The following is a 19238-nucleotide window of genomic DNA, read 5'->3' on the forward strand; positions in this document are numbered from 1 at the left end:
ACAGTTGCGCCGAACGGCGGTCGCGGCGATGTCGATCGCCGCTCCCGAATGTCATGAAAGGGCCGTTCAGGACGGAAAACGTCCTGAACGGCCCTTTCATGACATCCCGCCGAGCAGGCCGGAAACGAACCCCGGAGGCTCAGGCGTCAGGCTCGGACTCAGGCCAGCGAGCGGTCCAGGTCCGGCTCCAGGTAGATCAGCTTCGCCGTAGGCACCTTCGCCCGCACACGCGCTTCGGCGTCGTCGATGGCCTGCGCGACCTCGCCGGTCTCCAGCCCCGGCACCAGCGCGAGCTTCGCGGCCACCAGCATCTCGTCCGGGCCGATGTAGAGCGTCCGGATGTGGATGACCCGCTCGACCTTGCCCGCGGCGAGTTCGTCGACGATCGTGTCGAGGTCGGGCTCGGAGGCGCCTTCGCCGATCAGCAGGCTCTTCATCTCGATGATCAGGATGATCGCGATGACGCCGAGCAGCAGGCCGATCGTCACGGTGCCGATGCCGTCCCACACCGGGTCGCCGGTGATGACCGAGAGTCCGACGCCCGCGAGCGCGAACACCAGGCCGAGCAGCGCGCCCGCGTCCTCCAGCAGCACCACCGGCAGTTCGGGGGTCTTGGCCTGGCGGATGAACGCCCACCAGCCCGCGTCGCCCTTGATCTTCTTCGACTCCTGGATCGCGGTGTAGAAGGAGTACGACTCCAGCCCGATCGCGACCACGAGGATGCCGACCGCCACCAGCGGCGAGGTCAGCGGTTCCGGTTCGCTGATCTTGTGGATGCCCTCGTACAGCGCGAACACCGAGCCGAGGCTGAAGAGCATCAGCGCGACGATGAACGAGTAGAAGTAGCGGTCCCGGCCGAAGCCGAACGGGTGCGTGCGGGTCGCCTTGCGCTGCGAGGTCTTCTGACCGAGCAGCAGGAGCCCCTGGTTCGAGGTGTCCGCGAGCGAGTGCACGGACTCGGCGAGCATCGAAGACGACCCCGTGATGAGGAAGCCGGTGAATTTCGCGGCCGCGATTCCGGCGTTCGCCACGAGTGCGGCGATGATCGCCTTGGTTCCGCCACCTGCAGACACGTGCAACTCCCCAAATGGTGTCCCGATATGCCGGGTTCGAAGGCTAGCAGTGCAGATGAGCCCGTACGCGCGGGGCGGGACAGGTCACAGAATTGTCGGATCCCCTCGCTAGTGTCCCCCTCTCAGGACCTGGGAGGTGCCCGTGCCGCGATTCGGCGTGCTCGGACCGTTGACGATCGAGAGCCCGCCCGGGCGGCGCACGGCGCCGCGCGGCGATCATCAGCGCGCCCTGCTGGCCGTCCTGCTGCTGAACGCGAACTCGTCCGTCCCGGTCGACGCCCTGGTCGAGACCCTTTGGCCGGAGACACCGCCCAAGTCGTACACCTCGAATCTGCACACGTACGTCTCCCGCCTGCGGGCGCGGTTCGAAGGGCTGGAGATCGAGCGGGATCCGCACGGTTACCGGCTGGTGGTCGGCCCGGGCGACCTCGATCTGCTGTCCTTCCGCGAAGCCGCCGCGGCGGGGAAGGCCGCCGCGCGGGCGGGCGATCCGGCGGGGGCAGCCGGGCACTATCGCCGGGCGCTGGCGGAGTGGCGCGGGCCGGTCCTGTCCGGACTGCACATCCCCCGGCTCGACGCGGACATCGCCCGGCTCGAGTCGGAACGCCTCGCCGCGTTCGAAGACTGCGTCGACGCCGAACTGTCCGACGGCAGGCACGGCGAGCTCACCGGCGAACTCCAGGCGATGATCACCGAACATCCGCTGCGCGAGCGGCTGGCCGCGCAGCTGATGATCGCGCTGCACCGCGCCGGCAGGCAGGCCGATTCACTGGCCGTCCACCGCGAACTGCGCACCACTCTCGTCGAGGAACTCGGTGTGGAGCCCGGCGCCGAGGTCCGCCGCGTGCACGCCGCCGTGCTGCGCGGCGAGGATCCGGTGCCGCCGGCCAAGACCGCGCAGGTCTTCCCGATCTGCCAGCTGCCCCCGGACATCGCGGATCTCGCGGGCCGCGAGGGCGAGATCGCGAAACTCTCCGGGCTGCTCGGCGCGAGCACGGGCGTCCCGGTCGCGGTGATCACCGGCGAACCCGGCGCGGGCAAGTCCACCCTCGCGGTCAGCACCGCGCACCGGCTCCGCCGGTCCTTCCCGGACGGACAGCTGTTCGTCCCGCTGGCTGGCGCCTCCGACCCCCGCGACCTCGCCGACGTCCTCGGCGACCTGTTGCGAGCGCTGGGCGTCACCGGTCCCGCCATCCCGGACGACGTCGCGGCCAGGGCGGCGGCGTACCGCGGCCGTCTCGCCGATCGGCGGGTCCTGGTGGTGCTCGACGACGCCGCCGGCCCCGAGCAGGTCCGCGCGTTGCTGCCGGGAACGCCGGGCAGCGCCGTGCTGGTCACCAGCAGACGGCGGCTTTCCGGGCTCGCCGGGGCGGATCGCCTCCACCTCGCGCCGCTGTCCGGCGCCGAGGCGATGACGCTGCTGGAGCGGCTCGCCGGTCCGGACCGGGTGGGCGCCGAACGCGCGGACGCGGAGCGGATCGCCAAGGCCTGCGGCAATCTCCCGCTGGCGCTGCGGATCGCGGGCAGCAGGCTCGCCATGCGGCCGGGCCTGCCGCTCGGGAAACTCGCCGGGAAGCTGGAGGACGAGGTCTCGCGCCTCGACGAACTCCAGGTCAGCGATCTCCAGGTCCGCGGCAGCATCGCGTTGAGCTACGAGGCGCTGAGCCCGTCCGCGCGGCGCGCGTTCCGGCTGATCGGCCGCTGCCGCACCCTCGACCTTCCCGCTTGGGCGGTGTCGACCCTCATCAACGACAAAGCCGACAGCACCGACGAAGAAGCGGATGAGGCCATCGACGAACTCGTCGAGGCCAGTCTCCTCGAAGCCACCGGTCTCGATCCGACAGGTGAGCAACGGTTCCGCATGCACGACCTCGTGCGCGTGTACGCGACGGAACTCGGGCGGGAACTGGAAACCCGCGCCGAACGGGTCGCCACCGTCGCGAAGTTGTCGGACGCGGCGCTGTGCCTCGCCGACACGGCGGCCCGCCGTCTGCCGAGGACGGTGCCGATGCCGTTGTCGGATCAGGATCTGCCCGCGCAGCCCCTGTCCGGCGAGCTGGTCGAGCGGCTGCTGCGCGATCCCGGCACCTGGTTCTCCGTGGAGCGCGCGAACCTGGTCTCCGCCGTCTCGTCGATGTGCGCGGTCGGCTGGCCGCGAAAAGCGTTGCGGGTACTGGAAAGACTGAGCGCGTACCTGTATCTGCACAGTCATTACACCGACATGCGGACGGCGTACGAGATCCTGCGCGACGCGGCCCTCAAAGCCGGTGACAGGCACATCGTGGTCATCGCCGAGGCGAACCTGACGGTGCTGCTGCACGTTCGCGGCGAGTACGAACGCGCCGTCGAGGGTTACCGCGAGTGCTCGAAGGCGCTGGCGGAACTGGGCGATGTTTCCGCGCAGGCGTGGGTCGAGACGAATCTGGCGCGCTGCCTCGTCGGCCTCGGCAGGGCCGGGGAATCCCTGCACGCGGCGACCCAGGCCCGCGAACTGTCCCTTGTGGAGGAAACCGGGCCGGGGGCGTACGCGCTGCACGCGGAGTCCGCCGCGTTGCACCGGCTCGGCAAGGTCGCCGAGGCGCTGGAGATCGACAGCCGGAGCCTCGCGCACGCGCGGGAAAGCGGCGACGAACGCCAGCTCGGCGTTGCCCTGCAAGGACTTTCGTGGTCGCTGATGCTCGACGGTCGCGAGGCCGAGGCGCTGGAGACGATCGAGGAATCGGTCCGCGTGCTGCGCCGGACGACGGCGAAATCGGCACTGGCGAAATCGCTGCGCACGCAGGGCGCCATCCTCGCCGGCGCCGGGCGGCGCGCCGACGCGGTGAAGGCCTACGAGAACGCGCGCCGGCTGGCCGACGCGCTCGAAGAACGGCCGCGAGAGCTCTCCTGCACGCGGGCGATCGCGGCGAGCTGGATCGGCGACGGCCGGGCCGACCGCGCGATTCCCGTGCTGCGCCACTGCCTTGACGAATTCCGCGCCATGGGCGGGAAACCCGCGACGGCCCTCACCCTGCACGTGCTGCGCAGAGCGTACGAGGCCGTCGGGGAAATGGAGGCGGCCGAGGCGGCGGGTGAAGAGGCGAAGCGATTGGAAGTCCCCCACGACGCCAACGCTTCGGCCCTCGTCCGGTTGCTGTTGTCGCTCACCGAACCCGCCCCGGCCTGACCGGGTGGTGCCCGACCCCTCAGACGAGCACCACCCGGAAGTCTGATCAGTCCCCGAAGATCACGCGCGATTCGCGCCGCTGGGCGGAGAACCAGGCCAGCGCGATCACCAGCACCCCGTTGGCGGCGGCGTCCCACACCGGTGGCGAGGCGGATTCGAGCCGGGCGACCGCGAACATGTTGATCAGGCCGGCGACGGTCAGCATCACGCGGATGGGCTGCGTGCCGCTCACGACCAGCGCGGCGGTGAGCAGCACCTGAGCGCCGAGCGTGATCAGCACGACCAGCGGGAGGTTCAGCCTGTTCTCCGCGTCGACGGCGAGGTCCTGCAGGCCGGAACCCGCGGCTTTGACGGATTCGATCGCGTCACCGGCGAATCCCGCCAGCGCCGGCGCCGAACCTGCCAGGTCCTGGCCGTCCGGAAGCGGGAGCACCAGATCGACGACCGGGACGAGCGCGGCCACGACGACGATTCCGAGCGCGGCGAGCAAGGCGGCGGGGCGCACGGAGACCGGCACCCGGTAGGCGCGTCCGCTCACCGCGTCGGGATGGGAAGTCACTGCTGCTGCTCTCCTCGGCCATCGTCATCCGGGAGCAGCCGACGACAATCGCCGGGTCACCCGTAAGGATGATGGTCGCGGAACCCGCCACACGGAACGCACACACTTCGCCCCAGGGCACACGCGTTTCGTCCTCTGGATGCGGTCCTTGCACGTGCAAGGACCGCATCCAGAGGACGAAACGCGTAAGAGGGTCAGCAGGTGCCGGCGGTCGCCCGGAAGACCTGGGTGCGCTCGCCGGAAAGCGGCCGCACGCGGACGGCGGGGTCGGCGGCAGGGAGCCACACCGACTGGCCGCGGCGGAGTTCGACCTGCTCGCCGTCGTCGGCCGTCACCAGCAGGCTGCCGGCGGTGCACAGCAGGATCTGCGGGCCGACGTCGTGGACGGCGATCTCGCCGTCGTCCCCGGCCTCCCACTCGATCCGCGACAGCTCGAACTCCGGCGCGTCGGTGCGGTACACCGACAAGCGCTCCTCACGTTCCCCGCTCTGGACCGGCATCTCGCCGCACGCGAAGTCGACGACGCGCAGCAGCTCCGGCACGTCGACGTGTTTGGGGGTCAGCCCGCAGCGCAGGATGTTGTCCGAGTTCGCCAGGATCTCCACGGCGGTGCCGTGCAGGTACAGGTGCAGGTTGCCGGCGGGCAGGTAGATCGCCTCGCCCGCACTCAGGGTGAGGCGGTTGAGCAGCAGCGCCGCGAGCACACCCGCGTCCCGCGGATGCGCTTCGCCGAGTTCCAGGATGGTGCGGCATTCGACGTCGAACTCGCCGCGCTCCCGGACGTGCTTCACACACGAGTCGAGGACCTCGGGCAGCAGTTCGTCGAGCGCGGCCTGCGGCAGGGTGATCCAGGTGGTGAACAGCGCGCGCAGCCCGGCCGGGTCCGGCTGGGCCTCCAGCAGCACCGCGTACTTCGCCAGCCCGGGCGTCTCGATCGCCTTCAGCAGGGAGATCGTGCGTTCCGGGTCGCGGAAGCCCGCCAGCGCGTGGAACTCGGTCAGCGCGCAGACGAGTTCCGGCTTCGCCGTCGGATCCGGGTAGTTGCGGTTCGACGCGTCGCGCGGGATCCCCGCCGACTCCTCACGTGCGTATCCCTCCGCCGCCTGCGCGGCCGACGGGTGCGCCTGCATCGAAAGCGGCTCTTCGGCGGCGAGGATCTTCAGCAGGAACGGCAGCCTGCCACCCCAGCGGCCCGCGCAGCTCGTGCCGAGCTGGCCGACCGGGTCGGCCTCGACGAGCTCCAGCAGGCTCCGCTCGGTGCCGTCCGGGCCGATGACGTGGGACGGGTCACCGGGGTGGGCGCCCATCCACAGTTCCGCCTCCGGATGCGGCGCCGGCACCGGACGCCCCAGCAGCTCGGGGATCGTCGTTCTGGACCCCCACGCGTAGGGCCGCACGGCATTGCGCAGCAGCTCCACTGTCACCTCAACTCCTCGCCGGGCACGGGTTGTTTGTGCCGGCCCTCATTTCTTACGTCGCGCGCGGGGCTCACGCCGTTGCAGGCGTGTACCTCCCGGCGCCGCCGATGCTGCCGACGGCCAGTCCGAGATAGACCGCGGCCAGCTCGAAACGCAGCGCGAGAACGGCCGCACGCACGATCTCGTCCGTTTCGATCTCTTCGGCCGGGGCGATCACATCCGCACCGGGCAGCAGGTCTTCCGCCTGATAGCGGGCCGCCTCCGTGGCCGGCCCCGTCCGAACCGAGAGGAGCAACACCCTCGGCGCCGAACCGGCCCCCTCCTCCGGGTCCGCGAAGATATCGCGATCCACGCCCCCGGACAACGCCGCCCGCCGCAAGGCCGGCCTGGCCAGCGCCTGGCGGTAGTCCTCCACGTCACAGACGACGGCCGCGTGGGCGGCGAACGCGTGGGCCGCGTGCTCGCCGACGGCGACCGCGACCGGGTCCAGTCCCCACAGCAGCGGCTGACGCTCGGCCAGCTTCAGCGCCAGCGCCTTGGCCGGGTTCGCGAACGATTCCCTGGCCAGGTAATCCTTCTCGGCTTCCGCGTCGAGCTGGTCGGCGAGCTGCTCCAGATCGGCCACGAGCAGGCCGAGCGCGTTCGCGGTGAGCAGCGCCGCGGCGAGCCCGCGCGGGAAGGCCATCTCCGGCGGGACCGGCAGCCTCGGCGCGAGCAGCAGTCCCTTGCCCGCGACGGACGCGGCGACCGGGCCCTCGCCGGGCGCGGACAGCACGACCGTCGCCCCGAACCGGGCGGCGCGCTCCAGGGAGGCGGCCAGCTCACGGTCACCGGCGTCGTCGGTGTGCGCGAAGACGACGTCGAGTGCGCCGATCCAGCTCGGCACGACCTCGGCGACGACCACCGGCACCGGGCACGACGGGGTCAGGAGCGCGGCGACCAGCCTGGTCAGCGTCCGGCTGACGCCGGGCCGGTCGATCAGCACGAGCGAGCGCGGGCGCCCGACGTCCAGGCGATCGCTCAGCTCGAGTTCGGCCGCGGCTTCGGCGGTCGCCCGGACTTGGGCGCCCGCCATCGCGGCGGCACGGAGAAGTCCCGCGGTGTCGGCTTCGGCCAGCCGCGCGGGATCGTCGAGCAGGGAATCGTCAGGGACCGTCGGCATGGGCGCCATCCGGGGTCGTCGGCTCGGTGGCTTCGTCCAGCAACAGTACCGGGATTCCATCACGGACCGGATACACCCGACCGCATTCCGTGCAGGTCAGCGCGTCGGCCTCCGGATCGGCCGTCGTCCCCGTCTTCAATGGTGCGTGGTCGGGGGACGGGCAGGCCAGGATGTCCAGCAACTGTGCGTCAAGCGTGACGGCCATGGTTACTCCCTACCTGTGGGACGTCTCTATGTGTGTTTTCACGCCACATTCGTTACCCACGGACTATCGCCAATACGTCTTCGGTCAGGGCCCGGACGGCCTCGGCGTCGGCGGCCTCGACGTTCAGGCGGAGCAGCGGCTCGGTGTTGGACGGGCGCAGGTTGAACCAGCCGCCGCCGGGGAGCTGCACGGTGAGGCCGTCCAGCTCGTCGATCTCGACGCCGTCGCGCGCGGCGAAGGTGTCCTTGACCGCGAGCATGCGCGCGACCTGGTCGTCCACGGTCGAGTTGATCTCGCCGGAGGCCGCGTAGCGCGAGTACTCCGCGGTCAGCTCGGACAGCGGGCCCGTCTGCTCGCCGAGGGCGGCGAGGACGTGCAGCGCGGCCAGCATGCCGGTGTCGGCGCGCCAGAAGTCACGGAAGTAGTAGTGCGCGGAGTGCTCGCCGCCGAAGATCGCGCCGGTCTTGGCCATCTCGGCCTTGATGAACGAGTGCCCGACCCGGGTGCGCACCGGCTTGCCGCCGTGCTCGGCGACGATCTCCGGGACACCCTTAGACGTGATCAGGTTGTGGATGATGGTGCCGCCCGGTTCCTTCTCCAGCTCCCGGATCGCGACCAGCGCGGTGATGGCGCTCGGCGACACCGGCTCGCCGCGCTCGTCGACGACGAAGCAGCGGTCCGCGTCACCGTCGAAGGCCAGGCCCGCGTCGGCGCCTTCCTCGCGCACGCGCGCCTGGAGGTCGACGATGTTCTTCGGGTCGAGCGGGTTGGCCTCGTGGTTGGGGAAGTTGCCGTCGAGCTCGAAGTACATCGGCACGACCTCGATGGGCAGGCCCGCGAAGACGGTCGGGACGGTGTAGCCGCCCATGCCGTTGCCGGCGTCGACGACGACCTTCAGCGGACGGCTGCCCGACAGGTCGACGAGCTTGCGCAGGTACGCCGCGTAGTCCGCGAGGACGTCCTTCTCGGTCACCGAGCCGCGCTGACCGGCGAAGGCGGGCACGCCCTGCTCGACGGTGTCGCGGATCTCCGCGAGACCGGAGTCCTGGCCGACCGGGGCCGCACCCGAGCGGCACAGCTTGATGCCGTTGTACTTCGCCGGGTTATGGCTGGCGGTGAACATGGCGCCCGGCAGGTTCAGCGACCCGGACGCGAAGTACAGCTGGTCGGTGCTGGCGAGGCCGATCGTCACGACGTCGAGGCCCTGCGAGGTCACGCCGTCGGCGAACGCGGCGGCCAGCTCGGGTGAGGAGTCGCGCATGTCGTGGCCGATCACGACGGAGTCCGACTCCGGCTTGATCAGCAGGGCGAACGCCGAGCCGAGGTCGCGTACGAGGGCCGCGTCCAGCTGCTCACCGACAACGCCGCGAATGTCGTAGGCCTTCACGATGCCCGAAAGGTCTGGCACGCCTGCTCCCCGCCGATAGTCTCGTTCAACGCCCTCTGGCGCGCTCGAAAGCCTACCGGCGAGCCCTCGCGTCAGGCTCGGCCGGGCAGCACGCGCAGATGGCCGCGCCTGCCGGAGGGACCCTCGGGTTCGGGCTCCGGGGCGGGCTTGTCCGAACGGCCCGCTTCACGGACGGCCTCGGCCAGCGCGGTCAGCTCGTCGGCGGAAGGGTCGGGGGCGGCGAAGGCGCCCTCGTGCCGGACGACTTCCCAGCCCTTGGGCACGGTGAGCCGCAGGGCGTGGGCTTCGCAGAGGTCATAGGAGTGCGGCTCGCTCGCGGTGGCCAGCGGCCCCACGACAGCGGTCGAATCACTGTAGGCATACGTGAGCGTGGCGACAGCGGGTTCGAGACAACCCGTTCGCGAACACTTTCGTACGCTCCGCACGATCGAGAACGATAGCGCGTCGCGGGCCCGGCGTACCGGCGACACGCGCTTTGAATCGCCGAGCGCGTACCCTTCGATGCGTGGCGACGGCTCGTGATTCCCGACAGCGACGGCGGATGCGACGGGACCGGCACGGCCGGGGCCTGCGCGGAGCGCTGTATCCGTCGACCCTTCCCGCCGCCGCTAGCAGGGCGGAAAGGTTCGACGCGCTGGTTTTGGACGCGCTCGAACCGATCGAAGCGCGGTGGCGGCACGAGCTGACGAAGCTCGACGTCGCCGTCGACGACGTCCCCGAAGTTCGCTCGGATGGCGCACCGGCCGGAGTGGACGGCGTGTTGCACGACGGGGCCGTCCCGCTCTCGCGGCTCGTGCCCGCCGGCGTCGACCGCGCCGGCCTCCCGACGCGCGCCCGCATCGTCCTCTACCGCCGCCCGCTCGAAGCGCGCGCGAAGGACCCCGGCGAACTCGCGGAACTCGTCCACGACGTCCTCGTGGAACAGGTGGCGGGCTACCTGGGCGTCGAACCCGACGTCATCGAAGGCGACTAGCCCCCACCCTCACCCCACACCTTCGCCACCCCAGCCCTCGCCACCCCAGCCCCCGCCCTTCCCCGGGGGGCGTCCCCAGCCCAGCGTATCGCGGGGTACCGACGGGACCTGCGGAAACGGCTCCGGAACGCGAAGTTGTCCACAAGGGGATCGGCCTGTGGACAACTGGCGTGCGAGCGGGAGGTGAGGTGCCCCCAATGTGGCATTGGGGACGTTGAGCGTCCCCAATGCCACATTGGGGGCACCGAAGTCGGGCAGCGAAGCGAGCGGAGTGGGCGGAGTGGGCGGAGTGGACGGAGCACAGCGAAGTGGGTGAAGCGGGCCCAGTCCGCGTAGGAGCGGCAAGAAAGCAGCGGTCAGGAAGCTGAGGGGTGCCGCCGCGTAGGCACAGCGGTCAGCAGTGTGAACAGCACCGCGGCCACCTGCGCCAGCAGCAGAAGGTTCCGAGTGGTCCCCTGGTGCTCCACCACGACCTCCGAAGGCACGGGCGGCACCGAGACGGCCACCTGATGCCCCCAAGCCCGCACGATCGGCACGGCCTTCCCGTCCACGCTCGCCTGCCAGCCCGCCTCGAACTCCGCGGCCAGCACGAGCAGCCGTCCGGTCGGCCCGTCCGAGACGCGCACCCGCACGTCCGGCAGCCCGGCCTGCACCGGCGCCACCCCGGGCGACGCCCCCGGCGCGCCCTTCCCGGTCACGGCCGCCTGCGCCAGTTCCGGAGAGATCAGCGCCACCTGCCCACCGGCGGGCAGCAGCCGGAGCACCGGACGCCCGTCGGAGGTCGGCGCCGCCGGAGCGACCAGATCACGCGCGAGTTCGACGAAAGCACCGCCATCGGCACCGCTGGGCAACACGACGTACAGCGCGCCCGAAGCCAGAGCCGAAGCGAAGGCCTGCTTGACCGCGTCCGGTGAGCCCTGCAGAAGGTCCCGCCGCCACGAGGCCAGCCGATCGGCACTGCCGGGCGTCGGCGCGAGTTCGTCGTCACCGTAAAGCGGCAACCGCCCGCCTGTCTGCCGCACCGGCTCCGCCGAAGAACCCACCACCAGCGCCGAGCGACCGGTCGCCGCCAGCTCCGCCGAGATCTCCGGGGCCAGCGACGGACGCGCTCCCGACCGCAGCGGGCCCTCGCGTCCGGCGACGACCGCGCCGGTCGCCAGCGCCAGCAGCACGAGCACCCCGGCGACGGCCGTGACCTTCGCCAGCCACGGCGCCGGGTCGACACCGCTCCCGCCACGCTGCCAGGTCGCCAGCACCGTCCACAGCAGCCCCGCGCCGATCACCAGCAGCGGCACCCCGGCGTACCCGGTCGCGTGCGCGCCGCCCGACATCGGCGTCACCGCCACGAACCGCACCGCCACGAGCCCGAGCACACCCAGGACGACGACCGCGACACCGCCGCCCGCGCCCTTCGTCGGCCGCACCACCAGCGCGACGATCGCGGCCGCGACCAGCGCCACCCCGATCGGCCACGCGCCGGGACCGCCCGGGTCCAGCCCGGCGAGGTCGGCGCCGGACGCGGCCGTGGCACCGCCGCCGAGCCCGTGCAGCAACAGTTCCGGATGCCGCAGCAGCACACTCGGCCACGGCAGCAGCAGCGCCAGCGGCAGGAAGACCACGATCCCGACGGACGCGATCCGCCGCGCGAGCCCGGTCGGCGAAGGCAGCACCACGAACCCGATCACCAGCCCGACCACGGCCAGCGCGTGCGCCAGCGGCGAGAAGGCGCCGATCAGCGCCAGCCCGATCGCGCTCAGCGCGGAGACGTGCAGCCATCGCGAGTCGGCGCGGACCAGCAGTCCCACGATGCCCGCGATCACCGGCGGCAGGAGCAGGTGCACGACGACGACGTCGAGCCGTCCCTGCGCGACCGAAGCGGTGGCGGCCGGGAGCACGCCGTACGCCGCCGCGACGACGGCGCGAACCCAGCGGCGCACGCGAAGACGTCGAGTGGCCGCGTACGCGCTCAGCGCGGCGAGCGGGATGTCACCGATCAGCAGGATCGCGACCAGCGCCGCGGGGCCGCCGATCGGCGCGAAGATCGCGCCGAGGGTGCCCAGCACCGGCAGCGTCGCGGGCGCGGGACTCGCCGTCCCGCCCGCGATCGCGTGCCACGGCGCGAGATACGACGACCAGATCTCGCCGAGCCCGCCGACCGCAAGCAGTTTCCCGCCGAAGAGGTCCAGCCCGAGCCGGGAACCGTTGACCACGAAAGCGAGCGCGGTCAGGACGACGAGCATGATCACCGGCGGGGCGAACACGGTCGCGCCGAGCACGCGTTTCCGGTCGACCTCGACGAACACGAGTTCCGGCTCCGGCCGCCGCCCGCCGTCCCGCGGCACCGGCGACGGTTTCGGCCCGCCCGCGAGAGGTTTCTCGACGGGCTTCTCGGGGACGGCGACCGCGACGACCGCGCTGGGCCGCCGCAGGCCCGTCCCCCGCGAGCCGACCCCGCGCATCGCCCCGGCGGGCAACGCGCCGGGACCGACAGGACGGTCTTGCCCGGCCTTCAACGCCTCCGGCGTGATCCAGGCCCCTTCCTGTTCCGCGCTCTCCGGCACGGTCCCGAGGGCGAAGTCCCGTTCGACACCACGCCGGACGAGATCGACGACGCCGGCGCGGACCGCGTTGCGGACCCGGGTCAGCCGGCCCGTGAACAACCCGCGGACATCGCCCGTCCGGTCGGTCTTCCGGCGTTCGGCGCGGGCCGCGCGCAGTCCGCCGCGACCGCGCAGCAGGTACCAGGTCGCCGCGAGTTCCGCACCCGCTTCGCCGGTGCGCCGCAGCAGCAGGAACGCGAGCGCCCGGAACAACGCGAAGAACGGGATCCGCAGCAGCCCGAACCAAAACGACAAGGCGGAGCAGTTGACGAGGAACACCCGGAGCCCGTGCGCGCGGTTCGCCGCCGCCAGGGAAAGGCCGAGCGCGGCCGGATCCCGCTGCCCGGTACTGAGCGCGCGGGCGTGCCGGAGCCGGGCCGACGGCACGGAAAGCACCTTGCCACCCGCGGCGTTGGCCCGCCAGCCGAAGTCGAGATCCTCGCGCAGCAAGGGAAACCCGGGGTCGTAGCCGCCGAGGTCGTGCCAGACTTCCCGCCGTATCAGCGATCCCGCGCTCGGCACGGCGAGCACCGCGGTGTCGCTCTCCTCGGGTGAGACCTGCTGCCGGTGGCCGATGGCGTCGGTCGACAACCCGGCTTCGACGATGAGCCTCGGGTCGCTCCAGTCCACCGCGAGCGGGCCGAGCACCGTCGCCGCGGCCTCGTTTTCGGCCGCTGCCAACAGGTTTTCGAGACAATCGGGTTCCGGCGCGCAGTCGTCGTGCAGCAGCCAGAGCCAGCCACCGGGATCACCCCAGCGTTCGACGGCGTACTCGACGGCCTCGCCGACAGCGGCACCGAAGCCGACTTCACTCGAAAGCGTGAGGATTCCGTCAAGAACGGGTGCTTCGCCGGCGAGGCCTTCAGCGGCTGCCGCGTCGGCGAGGATCTTCGCCGTCCGGTCGGTGGATCCGGTGTCGACGGCCAGCACGTGTCGCGGCCGGACACCGGAGCGCCGCAGCGCGGAAAGCGCCAGTGGCAACCAGTTCTCGCCGTCGTGACAGACCACAATGGCCAGAACGGGGGCCGTGCGCGGCACAGGTGACGCGGCAGTGCGAGACAACGGGCACTCCAGAGGTGGCGGCGAAGTCGAGTGCCGCCACCCTACGACGCGACCCTGTCACCCGTTGGTGGCCCCACTGTGTGGAACGGCCAGAGACGCGGTGGAACGACAGAGACGCGGGCAGGAAGCGATCTCCGGCGCACTGGGGGTGCCGGAGATCGCCGTCACACAGCTCGCTTTTTCAGTTTCCTACGCTCACGTTCGGAGAGCCCGCCCCAAATACCGAACCGCTCGTCATGCGCGAGGGCGTATTCGAGGCACTCGTCCTTGACCTCGCAACCGAGGCAGATCCGCTTGGCTTCACGGGTGGAGCCGCCCTTCTCGGGGAAGAACGCCTCCGGGTCCGTCTGCGCGCAGAGGGCCCGCTCCTGCCAGTCCTGCTCTTCCGCGGAGGCATCGTCGAAAAGCTCGGTGAGATCGCCCAGTTGCTGCTCCGGGACCTCACCCCAACCCACGACTTGCCCCCATTCCCTTCCATCTGCTTCCAACCGCACGTCCGCCTCCTCGCTGTCCACGCACTCCCCAGGCTGGCGGTGTTGAAACACCATCCGCCGCCCCCTTCCAGCGACGAATGACATCACTGTGATTACACCCGTGTAGTGCGGTCAGGTCAAGCGGAGTAGCGAGTTCGGGGGATACTCGCGCTCGATCGCGCAAGGGGACACGCCGAGAACTTCACATCGGGCATACGGAAGACTGGTGGGGTGCAGAGATCAGCAGTGCGGCCAAGCCCGATCTTCCTCGGCATCCTCGCGGTCACCGTCCTGGGCGGAGTCCTGGCGGCTTTCGGCGACGCGACCACCATCTACAGCCAGAAGTACGACCCGCTCATCATCACCGGCGTCGTCCTGCTCGTCGCGGGCGGCTGGGTCGCGTCCCTGACGCTGCACGAGTTCGGCCACGCGGTCGTGGCGTTCCGCGGCGGCGACCACAGCGTCGCCCACAAGGGTTACCTGTCCATGGACGTCCGGAAATACACGGATCCGGTGCTGTCCATCGTCCTGCCGTTGGTATTCCTCATCATCGGCGGCATCCCGCTGCCGGGTGGCGCGGTGTGGATCGAGCACGGACGCCTGCGTTCACGCGGTGTCCAGTCGTGGGTCTCACTCGCCGGGCCGCTGAGCAACCTCGGCGTCGGTGTGGCGCTGACGCTCGTCGTCGCGCTGGTGCCGATGTCGAACGGGCTCGTGATCGGGCTCTCGTTCCTGGCCCTGCTTCAGATCGTCACGTTCCTCTTGAACATCCTGCCGATCCCCGGTCTCGACGGCTGGGGCGCCATCGAGCCGTACCTTTCGCCCGGCGCACGGGAGTTCGGCGCGAAGGCCCGGCCGTGGGCGCCGCTCGCGTTGTTCGCCGTCCTGTTCGCCGTGCCGGGAGCGAGCCCGTTGCTCTGGGACGTCTCCTACGCGATCTTCGACACCGTCGGCGGTTTCAAGCTCGCTGCGATGTACGGCCAGGACGCTTTCATGTTCTGGAAGTGAGCTCGACGGTCACCGGACTTCGGGATGTTCGGTGAACCACTCGTGCGCCCGTTTCCACACGCGTTTGAGGCCGGACCGCTCGCCGAGGTAGTCGCCCGCCATGCCGACCACCGGCAGCTTCCCGAGCGCCCGGTGGAAAAGACGGCCGCGCGGCCGCTTCTCCAGTTCCTCGACGATGCCCAGCAGTCCCCTGCCGAGTCGCCACAGGGTGCCCGCGGCGGCCTTCAGGGTGACTTTGCCGTGCTTCTTCTTCGCGTCTTCGAGTTCTTCGGTGAGCTTCGCCGCTTCGTCGTCTTCGGCGGTCTTGTCATGTTCGGCGTGCTTGCCGGCCGCGATCACCGGGTCGATGTCGCGTTCGAAAAGCACCCAGGCGATCAACCGGACCCGGGCGCCGACGTCGGTCACGCCGTACTCCCCCGCGATCGCGCACAGCAGCACCCCTTGCGCCGCCGAGCCGAGCGCGTCCTGCACGGGCAGCCTGTCCGCGAGCGCCCCGCCGATCCCGGGGATCGCGGTGACCAGTGCGGTGACCCGGCCGACGCGGTTCACCCACCACTCGGTCCGCTGATAGTTCGACATCTCCGCCCAGGCCGCGGTGCCGGGCACCTTGACCGAGGTGATCCCGTCGAGCAGCTTGTCCTTCAGCCCCGGCTCGACGTCCTCCAAGTCCTCGTCGCGACGGCCCCTGGCCTGCAGGCCGAACGGATCCGCGTCCCGCAGCGCGTCGACCATCGGCCCGCAGGCGCGGACGAACGGCCTCAGCGCCGCCACGACCTGGCGGTCCGAAATCGCCTCACCCACCGCTGTCTCCCTTCGCGGCCTTCGCCGCTATGCCAAGACCACCACCCAGCGCCAGCGCTCCCGGCAGGGCCCCGCCGCCGATCAGGAGCAGCGCCCGCCAGTCCTGCACCAGCACCAGATCACCACCGGGGCCGGTCATGCCCATCCCGAGTACGACGAGTACCCAGACGAGCAGCGGAATCACCGAAAAGGAGGGCCGGACCACTTTCGCGGTCGCCCGCACCAGCAGCGGCGTCGTGATCACCGCGAGCACCACGGTCACCGGCATGGGCGCGTCCCCGAGCTTCGGCAGCACGATCCCGTCGAGCCGGAGCGGCAGGAAGAACAGTTCGAGCAGTCCGAGCAAGAGCGCGTCGAAACACAGCAAGGCCAGCAGCAGACGCTGCCGCGCGGTGAGCGGTGGCGGCGCGGTCACTTCGCGAGGCCTCCGAACAGATCCGCCCCGGCACCCTCGGCCGGCCCGTGGGCGAGCACGAAGTACTCGTGGGGGGTGATCGGCTGCGCGACGTCGTTGCTCAGCGCGAAGTGGTCCGCGAGATGCGGCGGGGCGGGCACGCTGACCTGGGTCTCGTGCGCCCGCAGCGCGGCGGCCTTGGCCGGGACGTGCGCGCCGACGTCGAGGACGGTCGTGATGGTCTCGTCCGCTGTCACCGGCAGTTCGCCGTCTTCCGGGACCCGGAACGCCGAGCGCCCGCGCAGTGCGGCGAGCCCGGCCGTCACGGCGTCGCGAGAAGAAACGGTATGGAAGACCCGCTCGACCGACGCGGCCTTCGGCGCCGCGGCCATGGTGATCTCGTGCGCGCGGATGTGGTCGGGATGCCCATAACCCCCGAAAGCGTCATAGGTGACGACGACCTGGGGGCGGACCTCGTCCAGGATCTCCGCGAGCTGGGCCGCCTGCTCGTCGAGGTCGCCGCCGGAGAACGCGCGCGGATGGGCCGCGGACGGCGTCCCGGCCATCCCGGAGTCACGCCAGCGGCCGATGCCCCCGAGATAACGGTGCCGGGTGACGCCCAGCGCGGCGCAAGCCGACGCCAGCTCGCCCGCGCGGTAACCGCCGAGCTGGTCGGAAGCCCACGAACCGAGCCCGTCGAGGGAGGGCGGGATGATCTCGCCTTCCTCACCGAGAGTGCACGTGACAACGGTCACGTCCGCCCCCTCGGTGGCGTAGCGCGCGATGGTGCCACCCGTGGTGATGCTCTCGTCGTCCGGATGGGCGTGCACGAGGAGCAATTTGGGCCGATCGGAGATCACGGCTTGAAGACTAATTCGAACACGGCGCGCTTTCCTTTATAGGGTGTCGGGAACGGAAGCCCCGAGCACCGACCTTAGTCGGGCGACTCTCGGTTATCCTCGCGCGAGTCATGGGCATTGCCCCGTGACCATATGTACCCCCACGAAGGGCATCTTGGTGAGCACTGAAGCAGCATCGTCGGACCTCGGCGGCGTGTCGGGTTCGGTTCTGTCCATCTCCGACCTGAGCGTCTCGTTCCCGACCGACGAAGGCGTGGTCGACGCGGTCAAGGGCATCGGATTCGACGTCAAGCCCGGTGAGATCGTCGCGGTGGTCGGCGAGTCCGGTTCCGGCAAGTCGGTGACCTCGATGTCGGTGCTCGGGCTGCTCCCGAAGACCAGCCGGATCGCCGGCGAGCTCCGCCTCGGCGAGCGCAACCTCGCCGACCTCAAGGAGAAGGACCTCCAGAAGATCCGCGGCAACCAGGTCGCGATGATCTTCCAGGAGCCGATGACCGCGCTGAACCCGGTCTACACCGTCGGCTGGCAGCTGCGCGAAGCGCTCCGCTCGCACCAGGACATCTCGAAGGAAGCCGCCGACAAGCGCGCCATCGAGCTGCTGGAGATGGTCGGCATCCCGAACCCTCCGCTGCGCTTCAAGCAGTACCCGCACCAGCTCTCGGGCGGTCTGCGCCAGCGCGTCGTCATCGCGATGGCGATCTCGTGCGACCCGAAGGTGATCATCGCCGACGAGCCGACCACGGCGCTCGACGTCACCGTGCAGGCGGAGATCCTCGGCCTGCTGCGCAAGCTGCGCGACACCCTGAACACCGCGATCGTGCTGATCACGCACGACATGGGCGTCGTCGCCGACCTCGCCGACCGCGTGGTCGTGATGTACCAGGGCAACATCGTCGAAGAGGCGCCGGTGCGCGACCTGTTCGCCTCGCCGTCGCAGGAGTACACCCGCAAGCTGCTCGCCGCGGTGCCGGTGCTCGGCCAGCGTCCCGAAGGCCGCCGCCTGCTCGACGACGAGGGCATCTCGGCCGACAGCGACGAGGCCACGAAGATCGCCGAAGAGATCCGGCTCGAAGACTCCGAGCTCGCCGCCGTGATCGAGGAAAGCGCGCCCGCGCTGGAGATCAAGAACCTCGTGCTGGAGTACCCCGGCCGCCGCGGCCAGGCGAAGAACCGCGCGGTGGACGACGTCTCGCTGACCATCGCCAAGGGCGAGATCGTCGGCCTGGTCGGCGAATCCGGTTCCGGCAAGTCGACCGTCGGGCGCTGCGCGATCCGCCTGCTGACCCCGACCGAAGGCACCGTGTCCATCGCGGGCAAGGACATCACGAACATGTCGAACAAGGAGCTGCGCCCGCTGCGCCGCTACTTCTCGATCGTGTTCCAGGACCCGGCGTCCACACTGGACCCGAAGATGACCATCGGCGAGTCGATCGCCGAGCCGATGGTGCTGCACAAGTTCCTGTCGGGCAAGGCCCTGAACGAGCGCGTGACGTCCCTTTTGGACAAGGTCGAGCTCGGCGGCCACTACCGCAACCGGTACCCGCACGAGCTGTCCGGTGGCCAGCGCCAGCGCGTCGCGATCGCGCGGGCGCTCTCGCTCGACCCGGCGCTGCTGATCGCGGACGAGCCCACCTCGGCGCTGGACGTGTCGGTGCAGGCTCGCGTACTGGACCTGTTCCTGGACCTGCAGCGCTCGCTGCAGTTCGCCTGCCTGTTCATCAGCCACGACCTCGCCGTCGTCGACCTGCTGGCCGACCGCGTCGCGGTGATGCAGTACGGCAAGCTGGTCGAGGTCGGCACCCGTGACCAGGTGCTGCACTCGCCGCGCGAGGACTACACGCGCCGTCTGCTGTCGGCCGCGCCGGTCGCGGACCCGGTGCTGCAGGCCGAGCGGCGTGCGGCCTGGGAGGCGGGCAAGCTCGCCCCAGTGGCCGACTGACCCTCAGAGGTACGTGAAGGCCCCCTTCATTGCGCTAGACGCAGTGAAGGGGGCCTTCATGTACTTGGGGCCTGCGAAGCGCCAGTGAGGCTTTGGTACCGGCGCTTACCCACCTGCTGTACATGAAGGCCCCCTTC

At 70.6% G+C, this 19238-nt stretch carries 16 protein-coding genes; 4 read left to right on the top strand and 12 right to left on the bottom strand.

From position 1 onward, the window contains the following. Positions 1–158: 158 nt before the first annotated feature. Positions 159–1073 (bottom strand): cation diffusion facilitator family transporter, encoded by a 915-nt coding sequence (locus IE302_RS16025; protein WP_191255301.1) that lies wholly within the window; start codon positions 1071–1073, stop codon positions 159–161. Positions 1074–1215: 142 nt separating this feature from the next. Here IE302_RS16025 and IE302_RS16030 point away from each other — a divergent pair, with 142 nt between their 5' ends. Continuing rightward, entirely contained in the window at positions 1216–4239 is a 3024-nt protein-coding gene (locus IE302_RS16030; protein ID WP_191255302.1) for an AfsR/SARP family transcriptional regulator, read from the top strand. Between the two features lie 46 nt (positions 4240–4285). Here the strand turns inward: IE302_RS16030 and IE302_RS16035 are convergent, their stop codons facing one another. From IE302_RS16035 to IE302_RS16060, 6 genes are all read right to left on the bottom strand, one after another. After that, the gene (locus tag IE302_RS16035) at positions 4286–4798 is read right to left on the bottom strand and encodes a hypothetical protein (RefSeq protein WP_191255303.1); all 513 of its coding nucleotides are present in this window, start codon (positions 4796–4798) and stop codon (positions 4286–4288) included. A 194-nt stretch (positions 4799–4992) separates the two neighbouring features. Then, on the bottom strand, positions 4993–6216 hold the full coding sequence (manA, locus tag IE302_RS16040) for a mannose-6-phosphate isomerase, class I (protein WP_191255621.1): 1224 nt from the start codon (positions 6214–6216) through the stop codon (positions 4993–4995). Positions 6217–6286: 70 nt separating this feature from the next. Further along, positions 6287–7378 carry a hypothetical protein gene (locus IE302_RS16045; protein WP_191255304.1) on the bottom strand — a complete coding sequence of 364 codons (1092 nt, stop codon included), beginning with the start codon at positions 7376–7378 and terminating at the stop codon, positions 6287–6289. Beyond that, the gene (locus IE302_RS16050; RefSeq protein ID WP_191255305.1) at positions 7362–7583 is read right to left on the bottom strand and encodes a Trm112 family protein; all 222 of its coding nucleotides are present in this window, start codon (positions 7581–7583) and stop codon (positions 7362–7364) included. Before IE302_RS16050 ends, IE302_RS16045 begins: the two co-directional genes overlap by 17 nt. Before the next feature lie 52 nt (positions 7584–7635). After that, positions 7636–8991 carry a phosphomannomutase/phosphoglucomutase gene (locus IE302_RS16055; RefSeq protein WP_191255306.1) on the bottom strand — a complete coding sequence of 452 codons (1356 nt, stop codon included), beginning with the start codon at positions 8989–8991 and terminating at the stop codon, positions 7636–7638. A gap of 71 nt (positions 8992–9062) precedes the next feature. After that, positions 9063–9416, bottom strand: a complete 354-nt coding sequence (locus IE302_RS16060; protein WP_073848429.1) for a DUF3499 domain-containing protein — start codon at positions 9414–9416, stop codon at positions 9063–9065. 116 nt (positions 9417–9532) lie between these two features. Here IE302_RS16060 and IE302_RS16065 point away from each other — a divergent pair, with 116 nt between their 5' ends. After that, positions 9533–9964, top strand: coding sequence for a metallopeptidase family protein (locus tag IE302_RS16065; RefSeq protein ID WP_005150818.1), 432 nt, complete (start codon positions 9533–9535; stop codon positions 9962–9964). 356 nt (positions 9965–10320) lie between these two features. On the opposite strand, the gene IE302_RS16070 is transcribed toward IE302_RS16065, so the two are convergent. Both IE302_RS16070 and IE302_RS16075 read right to left on the bottom strand, forming a co-directional pair. Then, a complete protein-coding gene (locus IE302_RS16070; RefSeq protein WP_229907784.1) occupies positions 10321–13626 on the bottom strand; it encodes a glycosyltransferase in 3306 nt (1101 codons plus the stop codon). Between the two features lie 164 nt (positions 13627–13790). Beyond that, positions 13791–14174 carry a WhiB family transcriptional regulator gene (locus IE302_RS16075; RefSeq protein ID WP_007028952.1) on the bottom strand — a complete coding sequence of 128 codons (384 nt, stop codon included), beginning with the start codon at positions 14172–14174 and terminating at the stop codon, positions 13791–13793. A gap of 171 nt (positions 14175–14345) precedes the next feature. On the opposite strand from IE302_RS16075, the gene IE302_RS16080 reads away from it, so the two are divergent. Then, positions 14346–15107, top strand: a complete 762-nt coding sequence (locus IE302_RS16080) for a site-2 protease family protein (protein WP_191255623.1) — start codon at positions 14346–14348, stop codon at positions 15105–15107. Positions 15108–15116: 9 nt separating this feature from the next. Here IE302_RS16080 and IE302_RS16085 read toward each other — a convergent pair whose 3' ends face one another. From IE302_RS16085 to mshB, 3 genes are read right to left on the bottom strand one after another with little or no spacing between them, the layout of a single operon-like run. Continuing rightward, on the bottom strand, positions 15117–15908 hold the full coding sequence (locus IE302_RS16085; RefSeq protein ID WP_191255307.1) for a hypothetical protein: 792 nt from the start codon (positions 15906–15908) through the stop codon (positions 15117–15119). Continuing rightward, complete coding sequence (locus IE302_RS16090) at positions 15901–16323, bottom strand: hypothetical protein (RefSeq protein WP_191255308.1); 423 nt, start codon at positions 16321–16323, stop codon at positions 15901–15903. Before IE302_RS16090 ends, IE302_RS16085 begins: the two co-directional genes overlap by 8 nt. Beyond that, on the bottom strand, positions 16320–17162 hold the full coding sequence (gene mshB / locus IE302_RS16095; RefSeq protein ID WP_229907785.1) for an N-acetyl-1-D-myo-inositol-2-amino-2-deoxy-alpha-D-glucopyranoside deacetylase: 843 nt from the start codon (positions 17160–17162) through the stop codon (positions 16320–16322). The genes IE302_RS16090 and mshB overlap by 4 nt, the downstream gene beginning before the upstream one ends. A gap of 157 nt (positions 17163–17319) precedes the next feature. Here mshB and IE302_RS16100 point away from each other — a divergent pair, with 157 nt between their 5' ends. Then, the gene (locus IE302_RS16100; RefSeq protein WP_191255309.1) at positions 17320–19101 is read left to right on the top strand and encodes an ABC transporter ATP-binding protein; all 1782 of its coding nucleotides are present in this window, start codon (positions 17320–17322) and stop codon (positions 19099–19101) included. Positions 19102–19238: the final 137 nt, after the last annotated feature.

It is taken from the genome of Amycolatopsis oliviviridis, from assembly GCF_014654365.1.
GTDB classification, from domain to species: domain Bacteria; phylum Actinomycetota; class Actinomycetes; order Mycobacteriales; family Pseudonocardiaceae; genus Amycolatopsis; species Amycolatopsis oliviviridis.